Origin of the sequence: Pseudoalteromonas sp. MTN2-4, assembly GCF_042848605.1 — a bacterium.
GTDB lineage: Bacteria > Pseudomonadota > Gammaproteobacteria > Enterobacterales > Alteromonadaceae > Pseudoalteromonas.
The window spans coordinates 1-23,403 of the sequence record NZ_BTGK01000004.1; the positions used below are offsets into that span (position 1 = coordinate 1).

The 23,403-nt window shown below is 40.2% G+C and carries 25 protein-coding genes; 16 read left to right on the forward strand and 9 right to left on the reverse strand.

Translation table 11 applies throughout. The features are described 5' to 3' along the window. The first annotated feature begins 303 nt into the window (after window positions 1-303). The 3 genes from ACGHEH_RS11040 to ACGHEH_RS11050 are packed head-to-tail and all read left to right on the forward strand — an operon-like array spanning window position 304 to window position 2,895. Entirely contained in the window at window positions 304-942 is a 639-nt protein-coding gene (locus ACGHEH_RS11040; RefSeq protein ID WP_390445197.1) for a glycoside hydrolase family 19 protein, read from the forward strand. Further along, window positions 939-1,760, forward strand: a complete 822-nt coding sequence (locus ACGHEH_RS11045; RefSeq protein WP_390445199.1) for a lamin tail domain-containing protein — start codon at window positions 939-941, stop codon at window positions 1,758-1,760. Before ACGHEH_RS11040 ends, ACGHEH_RS11045 begins: the two co-directional genes overlap by 4 nt. Window positions 1,761-1,791: 31 nt before the next feature. Then, window positions 1,792-2,895 carry a hypothetical protein gene (locus tag ACGHEH_RS11050; RefSeq protein WP_390445201.1) on the forward strand — a complete coding sequence of 368 codons (1,104 nt, stop codon included), beginning with the start codon at window positions 1,792-1,794 and terminating at the stop codon, window positions 2,893-2,895. A gap of 49 nt (window positions 2,896-2,944) precedes the next feature. On the opposite strand, the gene ACGHEH_RS11055 is transcribed toward ACGHEH_RS11050, so the two are convergent. Then, window positions 2,945-3,160: a hypothetical protein gene (locus tag ACGHEH_RS11055; protein WP_390445204.1), complete on the reverse strand. Its 216-nt coding sequence runs from the start codon at window positions 3,158-3,160 to the stop codon at window positions 2,945-2,947. A 158-nt stretch (window positions 3,161-3,318) separates the two neighbouring features. On the opposite strand from ACGHEH_RS11055, the gene ACGHEH_RS11060 reads away from it, so the two are divergent. From ACGHEH_RS11060 to ACGHEH_RS11085, 6 genes are all read left to right on the forward strand, one after another. Next, window positions 3,319-4,314, forward strand: coding sequence for a hypothetical protein (locus tag ACGHEH_RS11060; RefSeq protein ID WP_390445207.1), 996 nt, complete (start codon window positions 3,319-3,321; stop codon window positions 4,312-4,314). 1 nt (window position 4,315) lies between these two features. Continuing rightward, entirely contained in the window at window positions 4,316-4,753 is a 438-nt protein-coding gene (locus ACGHEH_RS11065; protein ID WP_390445210.1) for a hypothetical protein, read from the forward strand. A 15-nt stretch (window positions 4,754-4,768) separates the two neighbouring features. Further along, window positions 4,769-5,071 carry a hypothetical protein gene (locus tag ACGHEH_RS11070; RefSeq protein ID WP_390445213.1) on the forward strand — a complete coding sequence of 101 codons (303 nt, stop codon included), beginning with the start codon at window positions 4,769-4,771 and terminating at the stop codon, window positions 5,069-5,071. Window positions 5,072-5,126: 55 nt separating this feature from the next. Next, window positions 5,127-6,305 (forward strand): hypothetical protein, encoded by a 1,179-nt coding sequence (locus tag ACGHEH_RS11075; protein ID WP_390445216.1) that lies wholly within the window; start codon window positions 5,127-5,129, stop codon window positions 6,303-6,305. 94 nt (window positions 6,306-6,399) lie between these two features. Further along, window positions 6,400-7,104, forward strand: a complete 705-nt coding sequence (locus ACGHEH_RS11080; protein ID WP_390445218.1) for a hypothetical protein — start codon at window positions 6,400-6,402, stop codon at window positions 7,102-7,104. Window positions 7,105-7,169: 65 nt separating this feature from the next. Further along, window positions 7,170-8,387 (forward strand): hypothetical protein, encoded by a 1,218-nt coding sequence (locus ACGHEH_RS11085; RefSeq protein ID WP_390445220.1) that lies wholly within the window; start codon window positions 7,170-7,172, stop codon window positions 8,385-8,387. Window positions 8,388-8,520: 133 nt separating this feature from the next. Here ACGHEH_RS11085 and ACGHEH_RS11090 read toward each other — a convergent pair whose 3' ends face one another. Together ACGHEH_RS11090 and ACGHEH_RS11095 are read right to left on the reverse strand one after the other, a co-directional pair. Further along, window positions 8,521-8,736, reverse strand: a complete 216-nt coding sequence (locus ACGHEH_RS11090; RefSeq protein ID WP_390445223.1) for a hypothetical protein — start codon at window positions 8,734-8,736, stop codon at window positions 8,521-8,523. Window positions 8,737-8,759: 23 nt separating this feature from the next. Next, a complete protein-coding gene (locus ACGHEH_RS11095; protein ID WP_390445225.1) occupies window positions 8,760-8,975 on the reverse strand; it encodes a hypothetical protein in 216 nt (71 codons plus the stop codon). Between the two features lie 312 nt (window positions 8,976-9,287). Between ACGHEH_RS11095 and ACGHEH_RS11100 the strand changes: the two genes are divergently transcribed. Together ACGHEH_RS11100 and ACGHEH_RS11105 are read left to right on the forward strand one after the other, a co-directional pair. Next, window positions 9,288-10,199, forward strand: a complete 912-nt coding sequence (locus tag ACGHEH_RS11100) for a hypothetical protein (RefSeq protein WP_390445228.1) — start codon at window positions 9,288-9,290, stop codon at window positions 10,197-10,199. Between the two features lie 21 nt (window positions 10,200-10,220). Beyond that, window positions 10,221-10,436, forward strand: coding sequence for a hypothetical protein (locus ACGHEH_RS11105; RefSeq protein ID WP_390445230.1), 216 nt, complete (start codon window positions 10,221-10,223; stop codon window positions 10,434-10,436). A 21-nt stretch (window positions 10,437-10,457) separates the two neighbouring features. Here the strand turns inward: ACGHEH_RS11105 and ACGHEH_RS11110 are convergent, their stop codons facing one another. Then, window positions 10,458-10,925 (reverse strand): Lrp/AsnC family transcriptional regulator, encoded by a 468-nt coding sequence (locus ACGHEH_RS11110; RefSeq protein ID WP_390445233.1) that lies wholly within the window; start codon window positions 10,923-10,925, stop codon window positions 10,458-10,460. A gap of 138 nt (window positions 10,926-11,063) precedes the next feature. On the opposite strand from ACGHEH_RS11110, the gene ACGHEH_RS11115 reads away from it, so the two are divergent. Together ACGHEH_RS11115 and ACGHEH_RS11120 are read left to right on the forward strand one after the other, a co-directional pair. After that, on the forward strand, window positions 11,064-12,236 hold the full coding sequence (locus tag ACGHEH_RS11115) for a monodechloroaminopyrrolnitrin synthase PrnB family protein (RefSeq protein ID WP_390445236.1): 1,173 nt from the start codon (window positions 11,064-11,066) through the stop codon (window positions 12,234-12,236). 4 nt (window positions 12,237-12,240) lie between these two features. Further along, complete coding sequence (locus tag ACGHEH_RS11120; protein ID WP_390445237.1) at window positions 12,241-13,335, forward strand: aminotransferase class V-fold PLP-dependent enzyme; 1,095 nt, start codon at window positions 12,241-12,243, stop codon at window positions 13,333-13,335. A gap of 81 nt (window positions 13,336-13,416) precedes the next feature. Here the strand turns inward: ACGHEH_RS11120 and ACGHEH_RS11125 are convergent, their stop codons facing one another. Continuing rightward, window positions 13,417-13,761: a hypothetical protein gene (locus tag ACGHEH_RS11125; protein WP_130256660.1), complete on the reverse strand. Its 345-nt coding sequence runs from the start codon at window positions 13,759-13,761 to the stop codon at window positions 13,417-13,419. A gap of 222 nt (window positions 13,762-13,983) precedes the next feature. On the opposite strand from ACGHEH_RS11125, the gene ACGHEH_RS11130 reads away from it, so the two are divergent. Then, window positions 13,984-15,099 carry a serine hydrolase domain-containing protein gene (locus ACGHEH_RS11130; RefSeq protein WP_390445239.1) on the forward strand — a complete coding sequence of 372 codons (1,116 nt, stop codon included), beginning with the start codon at window positions 13,984-13,986 and terminating at the stop codon, window positions 15,097-15,099. Window positions 15,100-15,140: 41 nt separating this feature from the next. On the opposite strand, the gene ACGHEH_RS11135 is transcribed toward ACGHEH_RS11130, so the two are convergent. From ACGHEH_RS11135 to ACGHEH_RS11145, 3 genes are all read right to left on the reverse strand, one after another. Beyond that, window positions 15,141-15,824, reverse strand: a complete 684-nt coding sequence (locus ACGHEH_RS11135; protein ID WP_390445242.1) for a hypothetical protein — start codon at window positions 15,822-15,824, stop codon at window positions 15,141-15,143. 442 nt (window positions 15,825-16,266) lie between these two features. Next, a complete protein-coding gene (locus tag ACGHEH_RS11140; RefSeq protein WP_390445245.1) occupies window positions 16,267-16,362 on the reverse strand; it encodes a hypothetical protein in 96 nt (31 codons plus the stop codon). 934 nt (window positions 16,363-17,296) lie between these two features. Continuing rightward, window positions 17,297-18,253, reverse strand: coding sequence for a transcriptional regulator (locus tag ACGHEH_RS11145; protein ID WP_390445248.1), 957 nt, complete (start codon window positions 18,251-18,253; stop codon window positions 17,297-17,299). Window positions 18,254-18,390: 137 nt separating this feature from the next. On the opposite strand from ACGHEH_RS11145, the gene ACGHEH_RS11150 reads away from it, so the two are divergent. Together ACGHEH_RS11150 and ACGHEH_RS11155 are read left to right on the forward strand one after the other, a co-directional pair. Then, on the forward strand, window positions 18,391-19,548 hold the full coding sequence (locus ACGHEH_RS11150; RefSeq protein WP_390445250.1) for an alpha/beta hydrolase: 1,158 nt from the start codon (window positions 18,391-18,393) through the stop codon (window positions 19,546-19,548). A 165-nt stretch (window positions 19,549-19,713) separates the two neighbouring features. Further along, entirely contained in the window at window positions 19,714-21,882 is a 2,169-nt protein-coding gene (locus ACGHEH_RS11155) for a M3 family metallopeptidase (protein ID WP_390445253.1), read from the forward strand. Between the two features lie 67 nt (window positions 21,883-21,949). Here ACGHEH_RS11155 and gdhA read toward each other — a convergent pair whose 3' ends face one another. Continuing rightward, complete coding sequence (gdhA, locus tag ACGHEH_RS11160) at window positions 21,950-23,293, reverse strand: NADP-specific glutamate dehydrogenase (RefSeq protein ID WP_349285775.1); 1,344 nt, start codon at window positions 23,291-23,293, stop codon at window positions 21,950-21,952. Window positions 23,294-23,403: the final 110 nt, after the last annotated feature.

Here is a 23,403-nt window from a genome sequence, read left to right on the forward strand (position 1 = left end):
TCAGTTCACAGTAGCTACCCTGTTCATTCTGAAACACTTTTCACGCTCGATAGTAAATAAACTTTAACTCCAGTTAAATTTACTTGCCTCATGAACATTCATTTCTTCCTTCCTGAACTGAAATGAGCATTACCTTAGCTGTGGTTATAACTACTCACTTCACCTTGCGAAAAAGAACCGCATTCACTACGTTCGCTTTCGGTAAACTATTGCACTATTTACCCGATTCTATCCTTGTTTTCACTGAGTCCAAATATGTAGCTCAGGCATAGTAATAACATCCATTAAAACAAGGAAACTGTGATGAATATAGACTTCGACATGCTGCGTCATATTATGCCTCAGGCTAAAGACAGCGACATTCAACACTACTTACCAGCTATCCAAAACAGATTAGCTACTTTTGATATAAATACCCCCTTACGTGTTGCACATTTCATTGCGCAAATTGCTCATGAAAGTGGTCAGTTTAAATATAAGGTTGAAAACCTAAACTATAGTGCCAGAGCATTGCGATTGGTGTTCGGTAAATACTTTCAAACAGATGAAATAGCTGAACAATATGCGCGAAACCCAGAGAAGATTGCTAATGTTGTGTATGCCAATCGCATGGGTAACGGTGATATAGGCTCTGGTGATGGCTGGAAATATCGAGGGCGAGGATTAATACAATTAACAGGCAAAGAAAACTATCGAACCTGTGGGAATGCCATAGGGTTGCCGCTGATTGAACAACCTGATGGTCTCGCAAACGATCCAAATGCGGCGGTGATGACTGCATGTTATTTTTGGCATAGTCGTCACCTAAATCAGTATGCAGATCAGGATGACCTAAAGTCGATTACGAAGCGCATCAATGGTGGTTACCATGGTCTTGAAGAGCGGGCCAAGTTTCTTAATAGAGCAAAGCAGTATCTTGAGATTCAAGGAGCGGATGTATGAGTAACTTCACTTTAGATGACTTGGAAAAAGCACAATCTCTTGTATTCAGTAAAGACAAACTTCGTACTTGGCAGCAGTTAAGTGAGTTGCTGACTGCACAATTAGATACTGTAAAAAAAGAGCCGGATCCATTTTCTACTTGGTGGAATACTAACTTTGCGCTCTTTAGTTCAGTCCAAGTACAGATTAGTGCAGTAAATGCTGGTTTTGCGTCTTTCGAAGATGAGTATATTGAAATAAGTAACTTAGGACCTTCTATTATTGATTTATCAGGCTGGCGATTGAATGCGGGCTCTGAAGGGCAAGATTATGATTTCAACAAACACACTTTGCTATTTCCACAAGATGTTATTCGCGTTTATACCAATCGTGAAAATGCCTATAGCTTTGATAGTCGCCGACCCATTCTAAATAATAAAGGGGATACGGTTTCTCTTTATGACAATCAAAGTAATCTGGTGAGTTGTTATGCTTATGGCCGAGATGCACATCAGAATGTTGGGATCACACATATCTTTTTTGACGGTAATGACCCGAAGAAAGAATCCGATGAATATATAGAGATCGGCAATTTAGGCAATCATATTATTGATCTGAGCCTTTGGGAAATTACTTCTAATGGAGGACAGAGATTTCAATTCCCTCTGGGTAGCAAGCTTATGCCTCACTCTGAACTTAGGGTTTATACCAATCAGATTAATGAGTTGACAGGTGGGTTCTCGTTTAATAGCAATAGAGCAATTTGGAATAATAACGGTGATGTTGGCAGGCTATTCGATTATCAAAAAGTATTGGTATCAGAATATGCGTATGCATAGAGGGAGGGGCTAAGTGCCCCTTAGTTTATTAATGCGAAAGAAAAAACCAGAGCAAATAGTGAATAAACCCAGCCAAGATATTGTCACCCTAGTCGACGATGCATTGCAGTTACTCAATTATATGTCTCGAGAGGGCGCCATTGAGCTAGATGAGCGTATTGCCAAAAATGTTGTTGAAGCTAAGTTTAAGGTCCAGAGCGGTAATTGGCAGGTTGAAGACGAAACCTTATTCCTTTTGAACTATGATGCATTATCAAAAGCTGTTCACCCAGTCACAGTTGAAAGTATTCAATCAGTTATACCCAATGAGAAAGCTGAAAAAAGAGCACCTACAAAAGCAGAAAGTGCAGTTGCTTGGTATCGTCGTTATGCCTTAATGGCGCTTGTTTCTTTGTTGATTATTCAGGTGTACTACTTATTCGGAGCTAACCTAAATAGCAATTTAAAGCATGCCTTTACTGAAAAAGTGCGGCTTACACTCAAGTTAGAAACACTGCCTGCAAACAGCCTTGCGAATGAATACACACAACTTAATCAGGCGCTAGAGACCGTTGAGCAGCAGTTTGACGCAAACTATAGCCTATTAAAGTCTTGGAATCGCATTTGGATGCTGGGGTTTAGTTTTAACCCAAATTTACCTGATTACAATCAGTTGTCTTTTCAGCTTAGGGCAGAGCAATTGAGCTTGAACGACCCTGAACTGAAGGTAAAACAACAGCAGCTTCAGCTAGAGCAAGCGCATTACCTGTCTCAGCTAACTTTCTTTGAGCATGACTTATTTTCAGATTCTATTTTGAATGTGTTGCAAAGTTACATTCTGCCTTTGCTATATGGCTTACTCGGCGCATTTATCTTTGTGCTCAGAGATCTTCTTCGCGAGATCAAATCACTGACATTCACTTATGATGATGAAATACGTTATCGCTTAAGGTTACCACTTGGATCATTGGCTGGCATGATTGTTGGTTGGTTCTTGAAACCTGAAGAGGCAGGTTTAGGTGCGTCATTATCACCTATGGCTTTAGCTTTTCTGATGGGTTATCACGTGGAGATATTGTTTGCGATGATGGACAAAGCGATTGCTAATATTCGTAAACAACTCGAGCCAAATCAAACGACCCCTCAATCTAAGTAAGACAGGATTACATAAATTGAAACTATCTAACCCTTGTCATTTAAACTGGCTACTTGTCGAAGAAAACGGCAAGTTGCTGGTTTAATTTATCTTGCTCTTGTTTAAGTTTTCCTAGCGTAACAAGTCCAACTAACGATCCTTTTAAACAAGCTTGCACTTTTTGTTTTTGGCTAAAGTGTTTGGCTTTGAACTTAGGTTTAATCTTTTTGGGCTTATAGACTTTTAGTGTGCAGACAATTGCACTTATTAATGCTTTTTGGCTCATTTTTATTTCCTTACTTTCTCCTCTAGCATGTCTGAAATACATATTTAAAACACAGGCAATAAAACGATTCTATTTGCGTTAATGCCACCGAGTTTTCTGTTCAAGGGTACTTTAAATTTAAGCTTTCAATCTAAGTTCTCAAACAAGTAAGGAATATCATGGAACATGAAAAGCATTTTGAGGCCGAGGGCTTTGAATGGCCAAATGTCTTGGAAAACAAGAGTACAGATCTTCATGAGAAACTGCTCAAACAAGGTCAAGCTATGGCACATTTTGCTTTGCAAAAGGGTTTAGCTGTGCCAAGTAAGTTGGTAGAGCAACTCCAACAGGAGCAAACTCAAACAGACATTGCCAGTTTAACAAAAGCACATAATCAGTTAGCTGAACTCGTCGCGCCAGCAATGCCAGAGACAATTTTAATGATGGCCCAAGAGCAAGAAAAACAAACATGGTTTTTGTTTTTAGGCAGAGTGCCACTTATACGCAAAATGATGTTAGTGGCAATCATCTCTTTGGTTACGCTGATTAGCTTGAGTCTGTCATCATATATTAACAACGACAATATGGTGGCCAGCATGTTTGATATGGAAGGTGCTCGCCTTTTATATGTGCAAGCGATATTACTTGCCTCTGCGGCCATTGGCGCCTCCTTCTCGGCCTTATTTAAGGCAAACAGCTATGTGACTGCAGGATGTTTTGATGCCAAATACGAGAGCTCTTATTGGGTTCGATTTGTGGTTGGCTTAATCTCGGGCATTATTCTGACTCAGCTTATTCCTATTAATTTAGATGCAGTGGCCAAAACTGCAGAGCAAAGCACCGGCATGGGCGGCGGAATGAGCCATGCCGCTTTAAAAATTACCATGGCTTTGGTGGGGGGCTTTTCGGCCAACTTGGTTTATACCATCCTCGATAGAATAGTTGATACCGCACAGTCGTTTATCTCACCGCAACAACCTGAAGATCTAGACACCGTCAAACAGGGTTTAATAAATCAATTTAAGTCTGAGCAGCTTGAATATGAAGCGCATCTTTCACAAGAACTTATGGCAATTCAGCAACAAGTTGCGAGTTCCCCCTCTATGTCGAGTACTGATTTCCAGCAGTTACTCAGTCAGTACTTAGCAAAGATAATCCGTAATGAGGAGAAGTAATATGGTTAAGTCTTGGTTAAAAGTACTGGTAGTGATTGGTAGCTTGTTGATTCTCAGCATGGCCTCAGGCTGTGCACTGCAAATGGTATCAAATTTTGATAGGCAAACTGAGCAGCAGATCATGGATGTCGCTAAAAAAGTCGATAGGTTTTACGTACAACTGAGTGAGCTGCCAAAAGAGAAGCGCACCTTTCACTTTAGTCAGAGTACATATCTCAATATTGAAGTTGAGTTATCAGCCCTGCTTATGCGTCAAAAAGTCAGAGAATTAAATGAGTTAACAACCAAGCAGGTGGAGATAACCCAAAACCTTTGGCTGCAAGATAAACAGCAGCATCAGCAAGCAAACAGTATTTCAGATTTTTTGATCAAAACGCGCAAGCAGCAGTATCAGCGACTTTTTCTTGCCATGATCCGTGGCGAACAAGCAAAACAGTAATAAAAGGACAACCTTATGAACATAAATGATTTATACAAAGAAATGTTAGACACCGCCTTGAATGTCGTCGGTGACGAAGCACAACAAATGTCTGGGCCTTTGCAAAAAGCGTTGAATGCACAGAAAGCATCGATTGAAGCTTTAGCGCAGGCTAAACTAAATGGCGAGATAAATGAAGATGAGTTTACAGCTGAACTAGAACGAGAAAAATCGATTTTGGAAGTTGAACTTATCACTTTAGAAATCATAGCTAAAGCGACGGTCCAAAAAGCCATTAACGCCGCCATGTCATGTTTAACCTCTGCACTAGCGCGTTAAGTTATGATGTTGTATCCGTCGAAGTGTTATGCGCTTCGATGGTGAGGAGTTCACAATGACAGATAAAAAAAAGCGTCAGCAAGCGACTAGAGTCAGGGTCATTCGACCATTCAAGTTTGCGCCTATCAGAGTAGTAAGAATCACCCAGCGTTCAGCAACTGATACCTGCCAATCTTCTAGCCTCAAAAAAGACGATGCATTAGAAGCTGAGAAGACGCATGTTGAAGGTGATTTAACAAAAGAGCCACAATATGGCTTGGGACTAGAAAAACAAAATCATAATAACGATGCAGAGCAACCTGTTGAAACAGACGCACCGCTGGCACATTTTGACAGCGCTGCAAACCCCTATGCATTCTATGTCGCACAAATCCCCACTATGCTGTGCAGTTTGCCCTCGGAGGCCATGAGCTCTGTTAGTAATAGTGATAATAAAGGAACACGCTCACTAACCGATGAAGTTCAAAATGCTCAGAACGACAACAAACTAACAAGTCCCGAACCTGAGGGGGGAGAGCTAAACGAGCAAAGCCAGCTGGAAAAACAAACTTATAAATCTGAGTTTGGGATGCCACAAAAAGATATCAAGCAAGCACGCTTTGGTGGACAATCAGGCAACAAACTCAGTAAAGAGTTAAAATATAAACTTAATACCACGCAAAGTGAAGATTCAACAGAGCAAGTAAATATCACCGCTCAGCTTATTGCAGAAAAGTTGAAGATAAGCCTGGGAGAACTCACCTTTTGGTTAAGTAGTCCGAGGGAGGTACTTAACACTGTCATTAAAGCAGATCGCGATAAGATTCTGCCTCTTTTAAAACAAACCAGTAATATTCAATCACTGACTTTTGCTCATGTGCTACATGCTTATCAACAAAATGTATTTACTGAGGCGCAAGCATGGTCTATTGAACAGATGATAGCGCGATTAATATCCAAGTCAGCAAAAGAGCAAATTAGTTTAAATACTTTGCTGGCATTAGCCGCACAAGCTAAAAATGAAGATTATGCCTTTGTACAATTCATGCGTAAGGGAAAAAGAAAATCGCTATTTAAGCCGTTGAGCGCTTTCATTCAAGCCGGTTATCTTGATGAATTGAAGCACTCGGCTCCTAAACATTTATTCTACATCCCTTGCAGCTTATCTTTTGAATATTTAAATGAATGCTTAGCTGCGCATCAACAGCGTTGGCAAACATGGCTTCGTCAACCTCTAGTTAAAAGTGTAATTTAGCCTGACTAATTAGGCTTTTAACCCAAGTGACTTAGTTAGGATATTTTTAAACTCATTCAGACACAAATGACATATTAATCGTGGAGTTTTCTGAATGACTAAACTAGTTTTTTGCTCTTGCGTTGCAGCAGATGGCCGCAAGTTTGCATTTTTAACCGACCAACCTGAAGTCGAAGAGCTGTTTGATAATGGCTATAAGGTCGCCTACAAAGATAGAGATGGACGTGATACCCCTGAGTTATTGGCACATTGGCGCAGTGCGATAACCTTAGAATCAAAAGAGTTCAGTTTGCTACCTGAAGACGACCAAATCCCAGACATTGTGCAGAGTGCGTTCAATACCATGCTGTCTCACCTAGTGAAGGGGATTGATGTTTTCTTCTGTGATTACAACTTAGGCGTCGAAGGCGACTTACCTATGTGTAATCAAGTGATGGATGAATTTAAGTCGACAGACTTTGTGTTGTTCTCATGTGCAGACATTGTTGGCAATGACCCCACAGTGCAACCTTATATGGTGTCGTATTGTGCACCTCGTTATAAGCAAGGTAGCAAGGTTGCACAGCAGCATCGTATTTATTGTAAAACAGATCCATTTGCGTTTTGCCAAGCCATAAACGCCATCGTTGTGCAACGTCAAAAAGATGATTTAACTGGCGGTCATATTCGTAGCGATCTAGACCCTTATATCAATGAATCTCCAATAGACAAAGATACGGCAGATCAAGTGCTTAATAGATTTGTAGAATCGCTGCGTAGTAGCAACCCAGATACCGTTGCGATTGGGTATAACGGTTAATAACGGCTAGCGCCGCCAGCACTTAGAAGTAACTTTTGAGTCATAGGCGGCCTAAAAGGATTTCTATGGATCAGCAATTTCATTATTACGCAACGCTTGTTGCTGGGATCATGGCGGGTATGCCTTTAAATGATTCCAGAGAGTTAGCCTATTATTGTTACGGGACAAGCCAGCAGTTCGCTAACTCTGAGCAGACCGAATCTTGGCAGTTTAACGACTACAGTTTTAAGCCAATTGTGACCCGTAAAGGTCAGTCAGAACTGCGTTATGGACCGAATAACTGTGCTTTGGCTTTTGAGGAGTTCCCGGCGATGGAAACTTCGTCAAATAGCGAGTACTCTGCATCAAGTAAAGTCACCGTGTGTAAAGTGGGCTCTAGTACTTCGGTGAATAACATGGCGCAACACAATACGCAATTTGCACAAACACAGTGTTTTTACAACCCGTTGACCGACGTAGATTGGCAAGGGGGAGGAGATTTAAAGCATCACTTTAAGCAGCGTTTGGCCCATAGAGCCTCGCAGCAAACTCAAAGCTTAAAAACGCAATATGAGCTTCAAGCGCAGCAAGTTCAGAGCAAGATATTTGACTCAGAAGCGATTTCGGAACCTGACGATGCACTGTCGTTATTGAAGCCACTAGAGAACAGTAAATTCATTCACAAAGCCATCAATGATGTGATTTACAAACAGCGTTATCACGACCAGGTGCGCTCAGCGCCTCTGGCATTGCTTGGTTGTCGTTTGTTCGTACTGCAACAAAGTTGGTCTGCTCCTCATTCAACCCAGTCACTATTGCATGCGTGGTTGAATACCTGGTTGGCCATTTATAGCTTTAAGCAAAACAGGCCCATGCCGCAAACAGCGCCTTGGGAATTATTTAGCTCACAACCAGGGAGCGGTCAGTTTTATGAAAAACTGGAGCAATGTTTAGAGGAGTTAAATCGAAAACGTTATGGCGAAGCTGTTTGGTTAGCGCTTATTACTGAAGCTTGCTCATCTCAGCAGCAAAGCACAAATTTTGATAAGTCGCCATGGTTACTGTTTTATGGTTTAGCATTAAGGCCCGCGTATTTATTAGACCAAGCACAGAATTTATCGGGCGGTGACAAAGAGTTTGTTATTCACAATCTTAATGGCTTTAAGCAAAGCCAGTTCTACCAATTGAATGTGGCAGCGCACTATCATTGTGATTGGCTAGCCAGACAACTCGCCAGTAAAGGCTTAAGTGCTTTTAACACCCAGCAGTCTTTAGGCAACTTAGCGCTTTGGAGAGCAGTATGAGATTATTTGAATTATTGATCGTACTCTGGTTATTGTTTTTAACCCTTTATATGTTTGTACCGAGTTTTAAAGTGATGATTGATATGTTCTTAATTTAATGGGTAGTGTCATTTCGACACTACCCATTAAGAAATTAAAGGCATGTGCCCGCTTCTACTAGAACCTTGTTTTTTGTGGTTTCACCAGTAATGACTGCTTGTCGATTAAAACAAGGAAAGTGTAACGTGCCAACTACTTTACCGTTTTCATCAACATAGTTATAGATGCGAAAATCCCAGTAGCCCGCTACGGCAGAAAATGAGAGTGCAATTGTTGCGGTTGCAATAGAGGCTAAAATTAAATTTTTCATAAAATGTCCTTTTATATATTAGATTAATAACAAGCTTGAATATGATCGGTAAAGCAAGGCTTGGCACTTAAGCAATCACGAAAAGTTTCTTGACCATGGCAGTTGTATTCAAAGGTATTACAAAAAGTATAAAAGCTAGGTCTAACACCTGCTCCTTGAACTTGTGGTGTTTGCTGAACGTTCAAAGTGATTGTCTTAGTAAGGCTTTTAAGGTTCGACTTTCTTAAACGAATTTTCATAACTCTCCTTATTGATGTTAACAGAAAGTTAAAGTTAACACTTCAACACTATAAGGTCAATTTTTACTCGATCAATGGGGCTCTTGTTGAGGATTTAGCCAGTAAATATAATGAGTTTCCCCGATTCAAATTGATAACTTACTTGCACAATAAGACTCCAACCAGTTAAAGGAGTAGCGACATTCAGCTTAAGCAGAATTCGTTCCGCGCAAGGATGCGGCCTTTGTTGGCACCTCCCAAAACGCAGGTTTGGCCGCTCTTTTGAGCGGTCTTTTTTAAACTTTCTTCGTGTATTTAAAAGGTACTTAAATCATGATCGATAAAGGAAATAATGAGACTAAGCAAACCCAAAAAACAGGGTTATTAGACAAAGCTAAAAACCATTTAAAGGGACTTGTGCTAGGGGGGCTTGGGGTTGTTTCTGCGGCTGCAGTACCCGTATGGCAAATCTACTTTGTAGAAACGTCCGAGGTGGCTATTGAGATCACTTCAATCAGTCGAATTGAATCGGATCATTTTAAGGTTGCCCTCGATACCGATGAGCTGCAAATGCTAGAGCCTTACATTCCTGAAAACTTGTTGTATGAATTTAATCACTTGGGGCAAAGGGGCGATAAAATTGACTTTCCTGAATTCTCTCTTGTCACTCTATTTACTGCCTATGATAAAGCAAAACAAGACCTTAAGAATATCTCAATCACAAAAACGAAATTACAACAAAGCATAGAGCGAATAGACGCTTATTTAGATCCAGCCAATCAACAGTATCCGTTGGATGAGTTTCGTGTCAGCGAGTTAAAAAGCTGGGATTTGAGTAATCACATTGATGACGCCGAAGCACAGTATTTTGAGAACCAAGTGCTAGCTATTACAAGAGATTATTCGCAGATGGAATTTAATGTCCAAGCAGAGCCTGCACTCAATCTGTCGGCATTGGCATTTCTACTTAATGATGTAAAAGAAGATATAACTGATGTGATCCGTGAGTCGAATAATCGCCATGAACGTTTAAGAGATGATATTCGCAATATCGAAACACAATTACAAAAACTAAAAGATCAGCAATTTGAGCAAAATACGTTTTTTACTGTGGACGCAGTGGTGTCAAACTCGGGTAGAGCAAGCACATCGCTGCGGCCTTTAGCACTGATGCGAGTGCAAATTAGTGATAACAACTATGTTGATATTCGCCTAGAGCAGCAACATTACTCAGAGCAATCTTAGTTACTCCCATCTTCTACCAATATGTTGAGCTATCGCTCATTAGAGCTATATTCTTTTCCGAGTGAAGATCAAGCATTGATCAACACCTTTTGGGGCAGCACTGGGCGCGTGCAAATGTATGCGATGGACACTCAGCAAAATGTATTCAGTTCAAATCAAATTGCTTTTGTCGATAATCGAAACCAAAAAGTCATTTTAGATAAACTAAAAGAAGTGGCCTCAAAGCAAATGCAGTAACTAATTAATTAGGCAAAGCTTTTACGGCGTTTTCAAAGGCAACTGATTGCGCGAGAAAGTCTGTTTTAACACCACAGTGGATTCAATCGCTGCGATACTGCTGATTTGTCCCAACGATTTTTTTACGAAGCTTTCGTAATGGCTTAAATCTTTGGCGACTATTTTCAATAAATAATCATAACTGCCTGTGATCACCGAGCATTCCATGACTTGCTCAAGGGCTTCTACTTCGTTTTCAAACTCATCGGCGAGCTTATCTGAATTGGCATTTAGCCTGACTAGGGCATACACCAAAATCGATAGGTTAAGTTTTTCTCGGTCTAGAATGGCCTGATAGCCCTTAATAATACCTTCTTGTTCAAGTTTTTTTATCCTTCTTAGGCAAGGGGTATCGGATAAGTTAACCTGCTGTGCCACTTCAGTGGTCGTCATTCGGCCACGATATTGTAATAGGTCTAAAATGGCTAAATCTTTACTATCAACACGCATGTTAGTTAATTCCACTAATTTTTATTTTAATTTTATTAAATATCACTCATTGGGGGCGGAATAATCAAGTTTATTGGTGAATTTTTATCACAGCCTACTGCTACTATTAATTTATCAATACCAATAAGAATAAAAATTATGACAGCATGTACACGAGAGTTTGATGTTTGGATCCGTAGTTCATTCTGCGAGATAAACTCACAGCTCGAAACCTTATATTGGCAGCAAGAAGACAAAGCGAATGTCGAACATATCGGTGAAGCATTAAAGCAACAATTGCAGGCTGAAGGCACAGAGTTGATCAAAGCTTTAGTTGCTGAAGGTAATACCGATGAAGGGTTCGATAATGCCTTTGATTTACTCGGCAATGTTGGCCTCTATATGGCAGCTTGCAGACGCCATGAAATAACTGAGCCGAGCCGAGAGCGAACTTCACCCTTAGTTGAAGCATCTACATTAGCCATGCACATTGGCGCGTCGATAGGTGTCACGCCACGTTTTGCCACCGCGCATTTAACGACACACAACACTGCCGTGAACGGTGTTTATAAACGCTTTACCGATCTCGCAGACGAAAAAACCTTCGTTGATTACAACACCAAGGGTATTCTGGCCTATAAACGCGCTGCTGACGCCTTGTTAAAAATCTTACCGCTGGGCGTATCGCACCCAATCACGGGCGATTTATTAAAAGTTGCTAAATTTGCACTGCAAGATGTGATTGACTCTAACCAAGAGTTGTTTGATAAGCTCGACACAGACCGATTTTTTTACTGTGTAAGACCTTATTACAAACCACATAGAGTGGGTTCTCAGGTTTATCGTGGTGCCAATGCTGGAGACTTTGCTGGTATTAATGTGATTGATATGCTGCTCGGGTTATGTGTTGCCAATGAGCCCAGTTATTCACAAATGCTTGTAGATAAATTCTTGTATATGATGCCAGAAGATCAGCAAATTTTGCGTGATTGTATGCGACGCACAAGTTTGATGGATTTATTTTTAAACCTTGAAAGCCAGCACAGCGCTTCTTGGTATCAAGAGAATGTGTCATTATTTTTAGAAGTGTGTGAGTTACACGGAAAAGGCGCTACTCAGCACCATAATCAACTGGTTGAAAAGTATATTGCGCAGCCTTCAAACTCAATGGCAGAGCAACACCTAGATAAAGTAACAGCCAGCGGCCCGCCACTGTCAGTCTTACTTGGCTCACTCGAAAAACTTCGAGACCGTCGCGCCGCCAATCAGCGAGAGGACATTTTTACTCGTTATCACGATATTCAAAAACTTAAAGCCACGTTAAGCAGATAACCAGATGAAACAAGATTTTGTATTACCGAGTGAAGCGTACTTATTGAATCACTCGGTTGGAAGACCACTAAAAAGTGCCGAAACCCACTTTAAACAAAGCTATTTATCACCATGGCAAGATTCGGGCAGGGAGCCTTGGCAAGCTTGGCTGGCCATTATTACTGAGTTTCAACAAGCGTTGGGCCGACTTTTTAATTCATCATCTATGCAGTTCTGCCCGCAAGTTAATTTATCGAGTGGACTTACAAAACTCATTATGGCGTTGCCTGAACTAAACGAAAACAGTGTTGTTTTAATGAGTGCGCAAGACTTCCCAAGTATGGGATTTGCGATGCAAAAGGCCCTCCCTGACGGGGCGATAATTCGCTATATTCCCGAACACAAAGACATCACGAAAATTGACGTTTGGCAGCAACATTTAACTGCCGATGTCGATTTGGTTTTTGTTAGTCAAGCCTACTCAAATACCGGGCAGCTCGCGCCAGTCAATGACATTGTAAAGCTTGCTAAAGCCAATCATACCTTAAGCATTATTGATGTTGCGCAATCTGCTGGGGTTATTCCTCTAAATTTAACCGACCTTGATGCCGATTTTATGATTGGTTCAAGCGTAAAGTGGTTATGTGGTGGCCCAGGGGCCGCCTATTTGTGGCTTAACAGTAAGCATATTGAGCGATTAGCGCCAAAAGATGTAGGCTGGTTTTCTCATGAAAACCCGTTTGAGTTCGATATTCACCACTTTGCTTATCACGATAGCGCTTTAAAGTTCTGGGGCGGTACACCCAGTGTTGCCCCTTTTGCTTTTGCTTCGCACAGCATTGACTATTTTTCTAAGCTTGGCGATAAGCTCAGGAAGCATAATCAAGACTTAATAGACTTACTGATCCAACATTTGGGCGAACAAGTGGTTTCACCCCACGATAGAAATCACCGCAGCGGGACTGTGATTATAAATCCGAAAATGGGAGTAGAAGCAGCTTTAACTGAATGTGTTAAAGATGGAATAAGCATAGATGCTAGAGCACATGGATTGCGTGTTTCACCGCATATTTATAATGACGAAAGCGATATTTTAAAGCTATTGGCAGTGTTAAAGTAGAGCACTTCTTATTAAAGTTATGAATGTGTAGTTGCTCAATAAGTATAGGTTTATTGAGCAACTTTCTAGAAAGCTTAAAGTTTACTCACCATGTGTTTCATGGAAGTGATTGCCATGTTGGTGGTGCCAGTGACCATCGTGTTTATATTCTACTCGCCCATTTTCGATACGCTGTTTATGACCACATTCTAAACTGTGTGCATGTTTGTGCTTCTTATGCGTTTCAGTTAACGCTTCATGAGTATGCCCTGCGTGGGTGTGGTGATCATGACCATCATGATTATAATCAAAATGGTCAATATGCCACTCTGAGGCATGCCCGCATTTGGCATTATGCATATGTTTATGGTCATTATGTTCTTTGTGCTCACCGGCTATCACAGACCCTGCTAAAAGTAATGTCGAAAACAAAATAGTATTTCTCATCCTAATTTCCTTAAGTGGTTTTCAAATACCATTTTATATTTGCTTATATGATGAAAATGTCAAATTAAACAGTATGTTATAAGGTATCAGGTTCAACTTCGATTTGTTGAAAAAATAAGTTCTTTTGCTTGATTTTTCAACACTTTGTTACAAACAATCAGTTGCTAACTACAAAAAAAAATATGTAATTTTATTTAATTTTTTAATAACTCAAGGATAGTTATGAAAAGCAAACTTATCGCAATAGCTGTATCCGGTTTAATAGCAAGTACATCTTCACAAGCGACTTCGCTTAACAAAACAGAAATCGACAATGTGTTTTCAGAGATCAAATCAACAAGCCCTGGTTGTAGTGTCGGGGTTATCAAAGATGGAAAACTCATTCACAAAGCAGGCTATGGTTTAGCAAATATGGAGCTAAATGTGCCTCTTGATGGATCACATGTTCACCGTATTGCGTCAGTTTCTAAGCAGTTTACAGGGATGGCGGTCATATTACTTGCCGATGAAGGTAAAATTGATTTAAACGCTGATATTCGTAAATATCTACCAGAGCTTAGAGATTATAAAGAATCAATAACGATTAATGCGATGTTAGGTCACTTTTCAGGCATGGGTGATTATGACTTTGTCGATGCAGAACTAGACAAAGATGCGCTTAAGCTTAAATCGACCATGGGTGGAGAGTTCCGTTTAGGTAAAGAAGATTATCTCACCATTGAAGAGTTTTACGATTACGTCAAAACGGTACCTTTAAGAAATAAACCTAACGAAGACTTCCGATACAGTAACTACGCATATTTTCTTTTGTCTATGCTGGTTGAACGTGTATCAGGTGAGAGCTTAAGAGAGTACAGTGAAGCGCGTATTTTCAAGCCTCTGGGCATGAGTAATACCTTCTTTAGTGACGAACCAACTGAAATTGTTAGAAACCGTGCCGATGGGTACAGTAAAAATAGTGAAGGTGAATATTTTACTAATATGACCAATCTATTCTGGGTTGGAGATGGTGGGTTACACACAACAGTTGAAGATATGGCTATATGGGACGCCTACTTCTATAACCCAACATTAGGTAAGGACCCAGAAAAGCTACTTGCGCAGTTTATGCAGCCAAATAATGCTGAGATCACCATGGAGGGGCGTAAGTATGCGAACGGACAATTTATTGGTGAAAAGGATGGTGTTGAAATTGTTTATCACAGTGGTGGTTGGTTAGGCACAATAACAAACTATGAACGTATACCAGAAAAAAAATATGCTTCAATTGTGTTTTGTAATGATACGTCTGTTGATATTGCACAATTGGTTAAAGAGCTTCGAAAGTTAGTTCTTTAATCTATTTTTCAAGAGGCAAGTAATGTTGCCTCTTCTTGCTATTATTTCATTTCTTCGCACCATGTTGATGCTAAATTAGGCTCAAGCAAGGGCTCTCTGGGCAGTCTTTTTTGACCTGGTGGAACAAGCACCTTTAGGTTTAGAGATTTAAGCAATAATCTGACATTTTCATTGGCGTCATCATGATCCATTAAAAATTTAACTAGCTCAGAAATATGTTGAGTCCGTAAGCTCGATAGATTTTCTATGGCTATTGCATGTTTAACTTCATCTAAAAAAAGCAGGTAGTCATGATTTTCGATTGCATGCTCACGAATTTTGTTTTCTATATTAGTTCGATACTCTTTGTATAAAGCAAGGTCTTGTTTGATGAGTGCAGTGGTCAAAATAGAGAATGTGAGTCGAACTGAATCTCTATGTTTATTTTGTAATTGAAATAACTTTTTGGCCTCTAAAAAGTGGTTAAGTGCCTTATCTACTTGCTCAATATGTAGAGCAATGTTACCGCGCACAATATGAATACCTGCGCTGATATTGGCATCTAAGTCATCAAACTCAATTGAATCGAGTAACTGAAATCCGACAGAAGGCTGTCCTTGGACGCGATAGGCTGTTGCTATGTTTGATTTCAGGGCCGCTGTGTAGTTAATACTTGTGGTTTTAGTTAAGGCGCAAGTAAAATGCTGTATCGCATCTTGATGTTGATTATTTTGTCTGTATGCCACACCAATATCATTGATAATATGCAAAGTTTTTTGTTCTGTTACAGCTGAAAACTGCTTCTTTTTCAAGGTTGTTAAGATATTCGTAAAGCTTTGCCAATCATATACATTGATTGCAGCCTTGATAGCGAAACGATGAAACTGGAGTGCGTCTTCGTTAAAGGTATTTTGGTACTGGTGTTTTTGTCTTTTGTACTCTGCTAGCGCTTGCTTCGGATTGTTTTTTCTAGCTGAGATAGATTCTCTATTAATTCAGAACTGACAGTTGCAGAGGCTGACAATAACAAAGACAACAATAGACTCATAAAAATGACCAAGCAAAACCAAGTAATATAGTTATTGTAAACGTATTGTGATTTTTTAATAATACTAATTTGCTACTTAACTACGCGCTTATTTGAAAAACACTTAATTAATAGATATATGGCTTGAAACAATATCAGCGTCATTGTCTAGCCAATGCGAGTAAAATAGATGAACTGCGCGGTTTTCTCATCATAATAGGCGCTCGAAACAAAGTCAGCTTCTGGTGGTAAGGCAAATTTATCTCGCTCTGCTAAGTTTGTTGATAAGGTCACTAAGTGATTTTTACCATTGTCTGTTCTGACATGAACCAGAATTTGATCCTCTAAACTGAATGCGTGCACAATTTCGCCGTCATTAAATGACCACTCCTGGTCACCCTGTAAGTTAAACACTTTATTGCGCTCCCAAACTGTTTGTTGATTTTCATCACTAAAAATAACTGTACCGCGTTGATTAAATATTTTGGCTGAGCCGGTGCTTAAATCAAAGTGCAAGGACGCGTTTGCTTGGTGAGTTGTTGTGATCAAGGTGTTTTTATCTTCTGACCAATGGTCAACTCGTACAATATAGACATCTGATTCTAAGGTTGTAAGTTGATTGGTGGCAAGATGATACACAAACGCTTTACCCGAGGCGGCAAAAGCAAGTTCAGTGTTATCAGCAGACCAAATTGCTTTGGATATAAAGTCACTCTGAAGGTTATTGTTAAAGATCACCTTATCTTGTTCATTTTGTCTAAGAAATAACATCGGTAGTCCATGCTTTTGAGAAACAAAGGCGATTTTCTCTCCATCTGAAGAAACACTTGCAAGGTAGTCTTCATATTTACTGTTAGCTTCAAATGCCCCTTCTAAATTAGAAAGAATGTCTATATTTTCGCTAAAAATCGTTGCGACTAATTTGCTATTTTGCAGCGAGACTTGAGTAAGTGGCGAGGTATCGAAAAACTGAACTGGATCAAGCTTAACATTGCTAATTTTCTCGTTATTTAGAAATTTACCATCGACCTTTCTTACTTCGGGTTTTAGCGTATCAAAAAGTAAAAGCTGTGCTTTAGGTGAATACCAAGCGAGGTGGTAAATAGATGATAAACCCTCTTTTATCGAAGTAAAATCATAAGTTTGCCTATCAAAACGCATTACTTTTTGGGTGGTTTGGTTTTGAGTAAGTTATATAAATACTGAATCAGGCGCCAATGCTAGTGAGTGTACTCGTGTACTTAATGTGAATGGGGCTAAAAAGGTAATCTCCTGTTTCTCAATAGTGACCTCTGTGAGAGAAGGTATCGTTCTATCAGCTATTTGTTGAGTCGCAACAAAATAGATATGCCCTTTAGTAGATGTAGATAGATGATCAACTTGGGTTACATCATCTGGCAAACTGATGCTGTGCTTAATGGTAATGAGGCTATTTTCAACTTCATATATATTTAGCTTTATCGAACCAGTTTTAGGCTCTTTAAAGCTGACAATAATTTTATCATTATCTAACCAAGCAAATGTAAAGGGCTCATGCTGCATTAGTAAAACATACTTGTTTGTGTTAGAAAGCATTTTTAAAACTAATTCAAAACCTTCATGTTTTTGTTGCATGAAAATTAGTTTTTCAGCATCAAGTGATAGTTTACCTCTAGATTCTTGGTGAGTAGAGTGGGTAAGCGCTTTTGATTTTGCTATAGATAACTGTGCCTGTTTTTGTGGCGGCACAATAAACTCAAATGCCAAGAGTATACACAGTAAGCATGCTGCACTAAAAAAGACCAAAGTTTTATGTGATGTGGGCTTGTTGTGTGCTTCTTTATCCGTTTCTACTTTCTTTATTTCTGGTGAAAGCTCGAGACTATAGCCACGCTTTGCATGTGTCTGAATAATTTTCGCGGCTTTGCTGTCGTCTTTTAAAGCCTTTCTTAATAGTGCGATCAAACGTTGCAGAGAGCTGGGGGCAAATATGCGATTTGGCCAAACCTGCTCGAATAAAAACTCTTGGCTGAGCACTTTTTTTGGGTGCTGTGCAAATACACAAAGCAACGCCATTGCTTTCGGTTCAACTAATTCACAGGTTTCTCCATGACAAACTTGATTTCTCTTTACATCAATGAAGATATTATTTAGATAAAATTTGTCCATGGAAGTCATTTAACGTATTGATAATGATAGTTATAAAAAGCCTAAGTTATTCCTAAGAGAAACATTGTTGCGACTCTATCGCGTTTGAATCTACTCTTTTGTAGAGTGAGTCCTCTGTTTTTTATAAGGCTTTTCTTATGGTTACTTTCTTAAATAAATTCGATTGCGCGCGAGTAGGTTGGCTGTTTTTAGCATTCTTTATTACCCCTATAACGGCTGCGCAGACGCCTAACATTACTAAAATAAAATCAAAAGTCTATGGCGAAACAAGAGAAATTCTCGTGTCTTTGCCAGCGAGTTATGAGCAAGATAAAGACAAAATTTATCCTGTTATTTATTTAACTGACGCAAATATGCAGGTACCTCATGCTGCGCCAATGATCCATTACCTCGCTGGTGGAATATCAGAGTTAATTGTTGTGGGTATTCAGACCTTTGACCGTCACGATGAGCTAAGCCCGTATCATCAAGATGGCACTGTATTTAGTAAAACAGAAGGTGCTGAAAAGCTGTTGGCTTTTATCGAAACTGAGGTGAAGCCCCTGATAAATCAAACCTACCGAACTGCGCCTTTTGAGATATTGAGTGGTCACTCTCTCGGTGGGTTGTTTACTATGTTTACTTTTGCACGCCACCCCGAGAAATTTGATGCGTACTTTGCATTGTCACCAACCTTAGCTTGGGCTGATGGCAAGCTTTTAGATGAGATTGAGCAGAGCCTAGAGGGGATGGCAAATAATAGAATTCTTGTGGCCTACAGTGAAAAAGAGACCCCGTTCGTAAATCAGTATGCTGCTTTTCAAAAATTCTTAACATTACTAAAAACAAAAGCACCTAGCTCTCTTGATGTAAATGCTCGATTTATTTCAGGTGAAGATCATATGACGATTGCACACCTTGGGTTATACCATGCGCTTAGGTATACATTCCGAGATTGGTGGTTGTCTAGCAATACTATGGTAGGTGCGCCAGAAAAGTTTGATGCCCATTATGCACGTTTATCAAAAAGATTAGGCTACTCTATTCGTCCTGAGTTTAACGAGTTATGGGGGCTAACTGCCTATTTGATCAGGGAGCAGCACTATGTAGAGGCGCATTACCTGATAAAAAAATGGCAAGGTTATTACCCAAACCGTTCAGCACCATTTTATGAATTGGCTCAATTGTATCTCGCCCAAGATAAGCCGATTGCGGCAAACCGCAGCATTTTGCAGGCAATTGAAAATGCAAAGCCTAATTCCAGGCAGCAGCGGAGAAGCCAAGACTTACAAGCCAAAATCAGAGCAAAACTATAGCTGGGTAAGGCAATTAGTCAGATACTGACTGCAAATATGAAAAATATGCTGTAGGTCAAATAATGCAGCATATTTACATTTAGATACTATTCTCATCGCATTTATTATTGCACTGATTGGTTTGCCTCGTAACATAGGGGGGTTAACAAACTGAGAACATCTAAAATGAAACTAAAAATCTCTCTATTAAGTGCAGCGGTTGTTGTTGCGCTAAGTGCGTGTACCAGTACACAAAGTACATCACAACAAGTTGTACCTGTAGTACAAAAAGTTGAAAAGCAATACGACAATATTTTATTGCAAAAGTACGCAGGATCTTATGATGGTGTTCCGCAGTTCGACAAAGTCACAATTGCGGATTTAGAGCCTGCGTTGGATATTGCAATTGCTGAAAACCTTGCAGAAATTGATGCCATTGCAAATAACCCTGAGAAGCCAACTTTTCAAAACACCATAGTGGCACTTGAAGCGTCAGGTGAAGCACTTGATCGTTTATTCCCATACTATGGCATTTGGGCAAACAATAACTCAAGCCCTGCATTTCGTGAGTTACAAGGTAAACTAGTGCCTAAGTTTTCTGCGATGAGCTCTAAAATCACGCAAAATAAAACCTTATTTGAACGTATTCAAGCGGTTTACAATAGTGATGAGTTTAAAAACTTAACCGCTGAAGAGCAGCGTATTACTTGGATGCGTTACAACGGTTTTGCGCGTAACGGTGCAACACTTTCGGGCGACAAAGCCAAGCGTTATGCTGAAATTAACTTAGAGCTGTCAGGCTTACATTCTAAATTTGGCAACAACGTATTGGCTGATGAAGAAAACTATGTTGTTTATCTTACAAAAGATCAGCTAGCTGGTTTACCTAAGTCATACATCTCAGCTGCAGAAGCAGCAGCAAAAGCGCGTGGTCAAGAAGGCAAATATGCCGTAACGAATACGCGTTCATCAATGGACCCATTCTTAAAGTATTCTGAAGAACGTGAACTACGTGAGCAGGTTTGGAATAACTATTATAACCGTGGGAATAATGCGGGCGAAAACAATAACCGTGACGTGATCAGCCAAATCTTAAAGCTACGTCATGAACGTATTCAGCTTCTAGGCTACGAAAACTATGCACAGTGGCGTTTAGAAGATCGCATGGCAAAAGCGCCTGAAAATGCCATCGAACTGATGAATAAAGTATGGCCTGCTGCGATTGCACGCGTAAAAGAAGAAGTGGCAGACATGCAAGCGGTAGCAGATAAAGAAGGTGTGAATATCACTATCGCGCCTTGGGATTACCGTTTCTACGCAGAGAAAGTGCGCAAAGCGAAATACGACTTAGACTCAAATGAAGTGAAAGAATACCTTCAAGCAGACAAGCTAACTGAAGCCATGTTCTATGTGGCGGGTGAGTTATTTGATTTCACATTTACACCAGTACCAGAGGGTTCAGTGCCGGTCTTCCATGAAGACGTGAAAGTATGGGAAGTGAAACGCAAGTCGAATGGCGAGCACGTTGGTTTATTCTACCTTGACCCGTTTGCACGTAAAGGTAAGCGCTCTGGTGCATGGGCAACATCGTTCCGTTCACACACGACATTCCAAGGGAAAACAAACGTACTTAGCACCAATAACTCAAACTTTGTTAAGGCGCCAAATGGTGAAGCGACATTGGTTTCTTGGGATGATGCGAATACCTATTTCCATGAGTTTGGTCATGCGTTACACGCGCTTTCTTCAAATGTGAAATACCCGAGCTCGAACGGCGGTGTGCGTGATTACACTGAGTTCCAATCTCAGTTACTAGAGCGTTGGTTATCAACTGACGAAGTGATCAATAAGTACCTTGTTCATTACAAAACGGGCAAGCCAATGCCAAAAGAGTTAATCGAAAAGATCCAAAAGTCTTCAACGTTTAACCAAGGTTTCTCAACAACTGAATACCTAGCGTCTGCGATCATGGATATGAAATTTCATATGACTGATCCTGAATTAATTGGCGATCCGGTTGAATTTGAAAAAACAGAACTTGCGAAATTAGGCATGCCATCTGAAATTGTAATGCGTCACCGTACAACGCATTTTGGTCATATCTTCTCTGGAGAAGGCTATTCAGCAGGTTACTATGGTTACCTATGGGCTGAGGTATTAACTTCTGATGCAGCAGAAGCATTTGCAAATGCACCGGGTGGTTTCTACGACAAAGACTTAGGCGATCGTTTAGTTCAGTACTTATTCTCAGTGCGTAATGCAATGGATCCAGCTGAAGCTTATAACAAGTTCCGTGGTCGTGATGCAGAAGTAGGCGCGTTAATGCGTGACCGTGGCTTCCCAGTATCTGAATAATTTTTAGCAGTTAGCATTAAATAAAAGATATTAAGCCCAGCGGTCGCTGGGCTTTTTTGTATAAGTATCAAACAACTCCATAAGCCAGCATGGCATCAGCCACTTTAATAAAGCCCGCGATATTTGCACCTTTTACATAATCAACGTGTTCTTCATGTTCACCATATTGCACGCATTTATCGTGTATTTGTTTCATGATGTTGTGCAGTTTCTCTTCAAGTTCCTCGTGCGACCAAGACATACGAATGCTGTTTTGCGACATTTCTAAAGCTGATACAGCCACACCACCAGCGTTTGCCGCCTTACCTGGCGCATAAAGGATTTTATTATCATGAAACACTTTGACGGCTTCTGGCGTACAAGGCATATTGGCGCCTTCTGATACCGCAATACAGCTATTTTCAGCCAATTGTTTTGCGTCTTCTTCTGTAAGCTCGTTTTGAGTAGCACAAGGCAAAGCGAGTTGTGCATTGATATGCCAAGGCTTTTTATTTTCGAAAAATTCGCAATTAAACTCATTGGTCAATACATCTAGCCGTTTGCGTTGCTGAATCTTGATTTCTTTAATTTTATCAAGTTGTACTTGCGTGAGGCCATCAGGGATAAATAGTGTGCCACTTGAATCTGAAAGCGTGAGCACTTTGGCATCAAGATGTATTAGCTTCTCTGCACAATGAAGCGCAACATTACCTGAGCCTGATACTAAGCAAGTCTTGCCATTAATGTCGTGCTGGTGGTGAGTGAGCATAGCTTGCATAAAAAACGCATTACCATAACCTGTTGCTTCAGTGCGAATAAGGCTGCCACCATACTCAATGGCTTTGCCCGTAAGCACACTTTCTACTCTATGGGTAATGCGTTTGTACTGACCGAATAAATAGCTGATTTCTTTTGATCCCACGCCGATATCTCCGGCGGGTACATCCATATTAGGGCCAATATGTTGATAAAGCTGTGTCATAAATGACTGGCAAAAGCGCATGATTTCTCTGTCAGACTTGCCTTTAGGATTAAAATCAGCGCCGCCTTTGCCTGCGCCTATGGGTAAGGTCGTTAAGCTATTTTTAAAGGTTTGTTCAAAGCCTAGAAATTTCAGCACACTTAAACTGACAGATGGATCGAAGCGAAGTCCACCTTTGTAAGGCCCGATGGCATTATTAAATTGCACCCTATACCCACGATTGATGCGAATATTGCCCTCGTCATCTTCCCAAGTAACACGAAAGAACACGACTTTATCCGGCTCAGTCATTCTTTCTAAAATATGAGCATGTTGATACTGCTTATTTTTATTTATGAAAGGAATAACAGACTCTGCGACTTCTTTGACAGCTTGATGAAATTCAGGCTCATGCGGATTCCTTTTAATGAGCCCGTCCATAAAGTGTTCTAAAGTTAAATCATCGTACATATGTCCACCTGTTAGGTTTGTGCGTTATTCTAGAAAATGGGCTATTTCGTTATATTGAGCCTAGTCTAATTTGTAGGAATTGTGATTTATTTTGTTTATTTTCCAGTTAT

Coding starts and splice junctions, on each gene's coding strand:
- ACGHEH_RS11105 (WP_390445230.1), top strand. CDS start 10,221: ATGTTGAGCTATCGCTCATTAGAGCTATATTCTTTTCCGAGTGAAGAT.
- ACGHEH_RS11100 (WP_390445228.1), top strand. CDS start 9,288: ATGATCGATAAAGGAAATAATGAGACTAAGCAAACCCAAAAAACAGGG.
- ACGHEH_RS11065 (WP_390445210.1), top strand. CDS start 4,316: ATGGTTAAGTCTTGGTTAAAAGTACTGGTAGTGATTGGTAGCTTGTTG.
- ACGHEH_RS11050 (WP_390445201.1), top strand. CDS start 1,792: ATGCGAAAGAAAAAACCAGAGCAAATAGTGAATAAACCCAGCCAAGAT.
- ACGHEH_RS11075 (WP_390445216.1), top strand. CDS start 5,127: ATGACAGATAAAAAAAAGCGTCAGCAAGCGACTAGAGTCAGGGTCATT.
- ACGHEH_RS11115 (WP_390445236.1), top strand. CDS start 11,064: ATGACAGCATGTACACGAGAGTTTGATGTTTGGATCCGTAGTTCATTC.
- ACGHEH_RS11110 (WP_390445233.1), bottom strand. CDS start 10,925: ATGCGTGTTGATAGTAAAGATTTAGCCATTTTAGACCTATTACAATAT.
- gdhA (WP_349285775.1), bottom strand. CDS start 23,293: ATGTACGATGATTTAACTTTAGAACACTTTATGGACGGGCTCATTAAA.
- ACGHEH_RS11070 (WP_390445213.1), top strand. CDS start 4,769: ATGAACATAAATGATTTATACAAAGAAATGTTAGACACCGCCTTGAAT.
- ACGHEH_RS11090 (WP_390445223.1), bottom strand. CDS start 8,736: ATGAAAAATTTAATTTTAGCCTCTATTGCAACCGCAACAATTGCACTC.
- ACGHEH_RS11040 (WP_390445197.1), top strand. CDS start 304: ATGAATATAGACTTCGACATGCTGCGTCATATTATGCCTCAGGCTAAA.
- ACGHEH_RS11145 (WP_390445248.1), bottom strand. CDS start 18,253: ATGGACAAATTTTATCTAAATAATATCTTCATTGATGTAAAGAGAAAT.
- ACGHEH_RS11125 (WP_130256660.1), bottom strand. CDS start 13,761: ATGAGAAATACTATTTTGTTTTCGACATTACTTTTAGCAGGGTCTGTG.
- ACGHEH_RS11055 (WP_390445204.1), bottom strand. CDS start 3,160: ATGAGCCAAAAAGCATTAATAAGTGCAATTGTCTGCACACTAAAAGTC.
- ACGHEH_RS11095 (WP_390445225.1), bottom strand. CDS start 8,975: ATGAAAATTCGTTTAAGAAAGTCGAACCTTAAAAGCCTTACTAAGACA.
- ACGHEH_RS11045 (WP_390445199.1), top strand. CDS start 939: ATGAGTAACTTCACTTTAGATGACTTGGAAAAAGCACAATCTCTTGTA.
- ACGHEH_RS11150 (WP_390445250.1), top strand. CDS start 18,391: ATGGTTACTTTCTTAAATAAATTCGATTGCGCGCGAGTAGGTTGGCTG.
- ACGHEH_RS11155 (WP_390445253.1), top strand. CDS start 19,714: ATGAAACTAAAAATCTCTCTATTAAGTGCAGCGGTTGTTGTTGCGCTA.
- ACGHEH_RS11120 (WP_390445237.1), top strand. CDS start 12,241: ATGAAACAAGATTTTGTATTACCGAGTGAAGCGTACTTATTGAATCAC.
- ACGHEH_RS11085 (WP_390445220.1), top strand. CDS start 7,170: ATGGATCAGCAATTTCATTATTACGCAACGCTTGTTGCTGGGATCATG.
- ACGHEH_RS11080 (WP_390445218.1), top strand. CDS start 6,400: ATGACTAAACTAGTTTTTTGCTCTTGCGTTGCAGCAGATGGCCGCAAG.
- ACGHEH_RS11130 (WP_390445239.1), top strand. CDS start 13,984: ATGAAAAGCAAACTTATCGCAATAGCTGTATCCGGTTTAATAGCAAGT.
- ACGHEH_RS11060 (WP_390445207.1), top strand. CDS start 3,319: ATGGAACATGAAAAGCATTTTGAGGCCGAGGGCTTTGAATGGCCAAAT.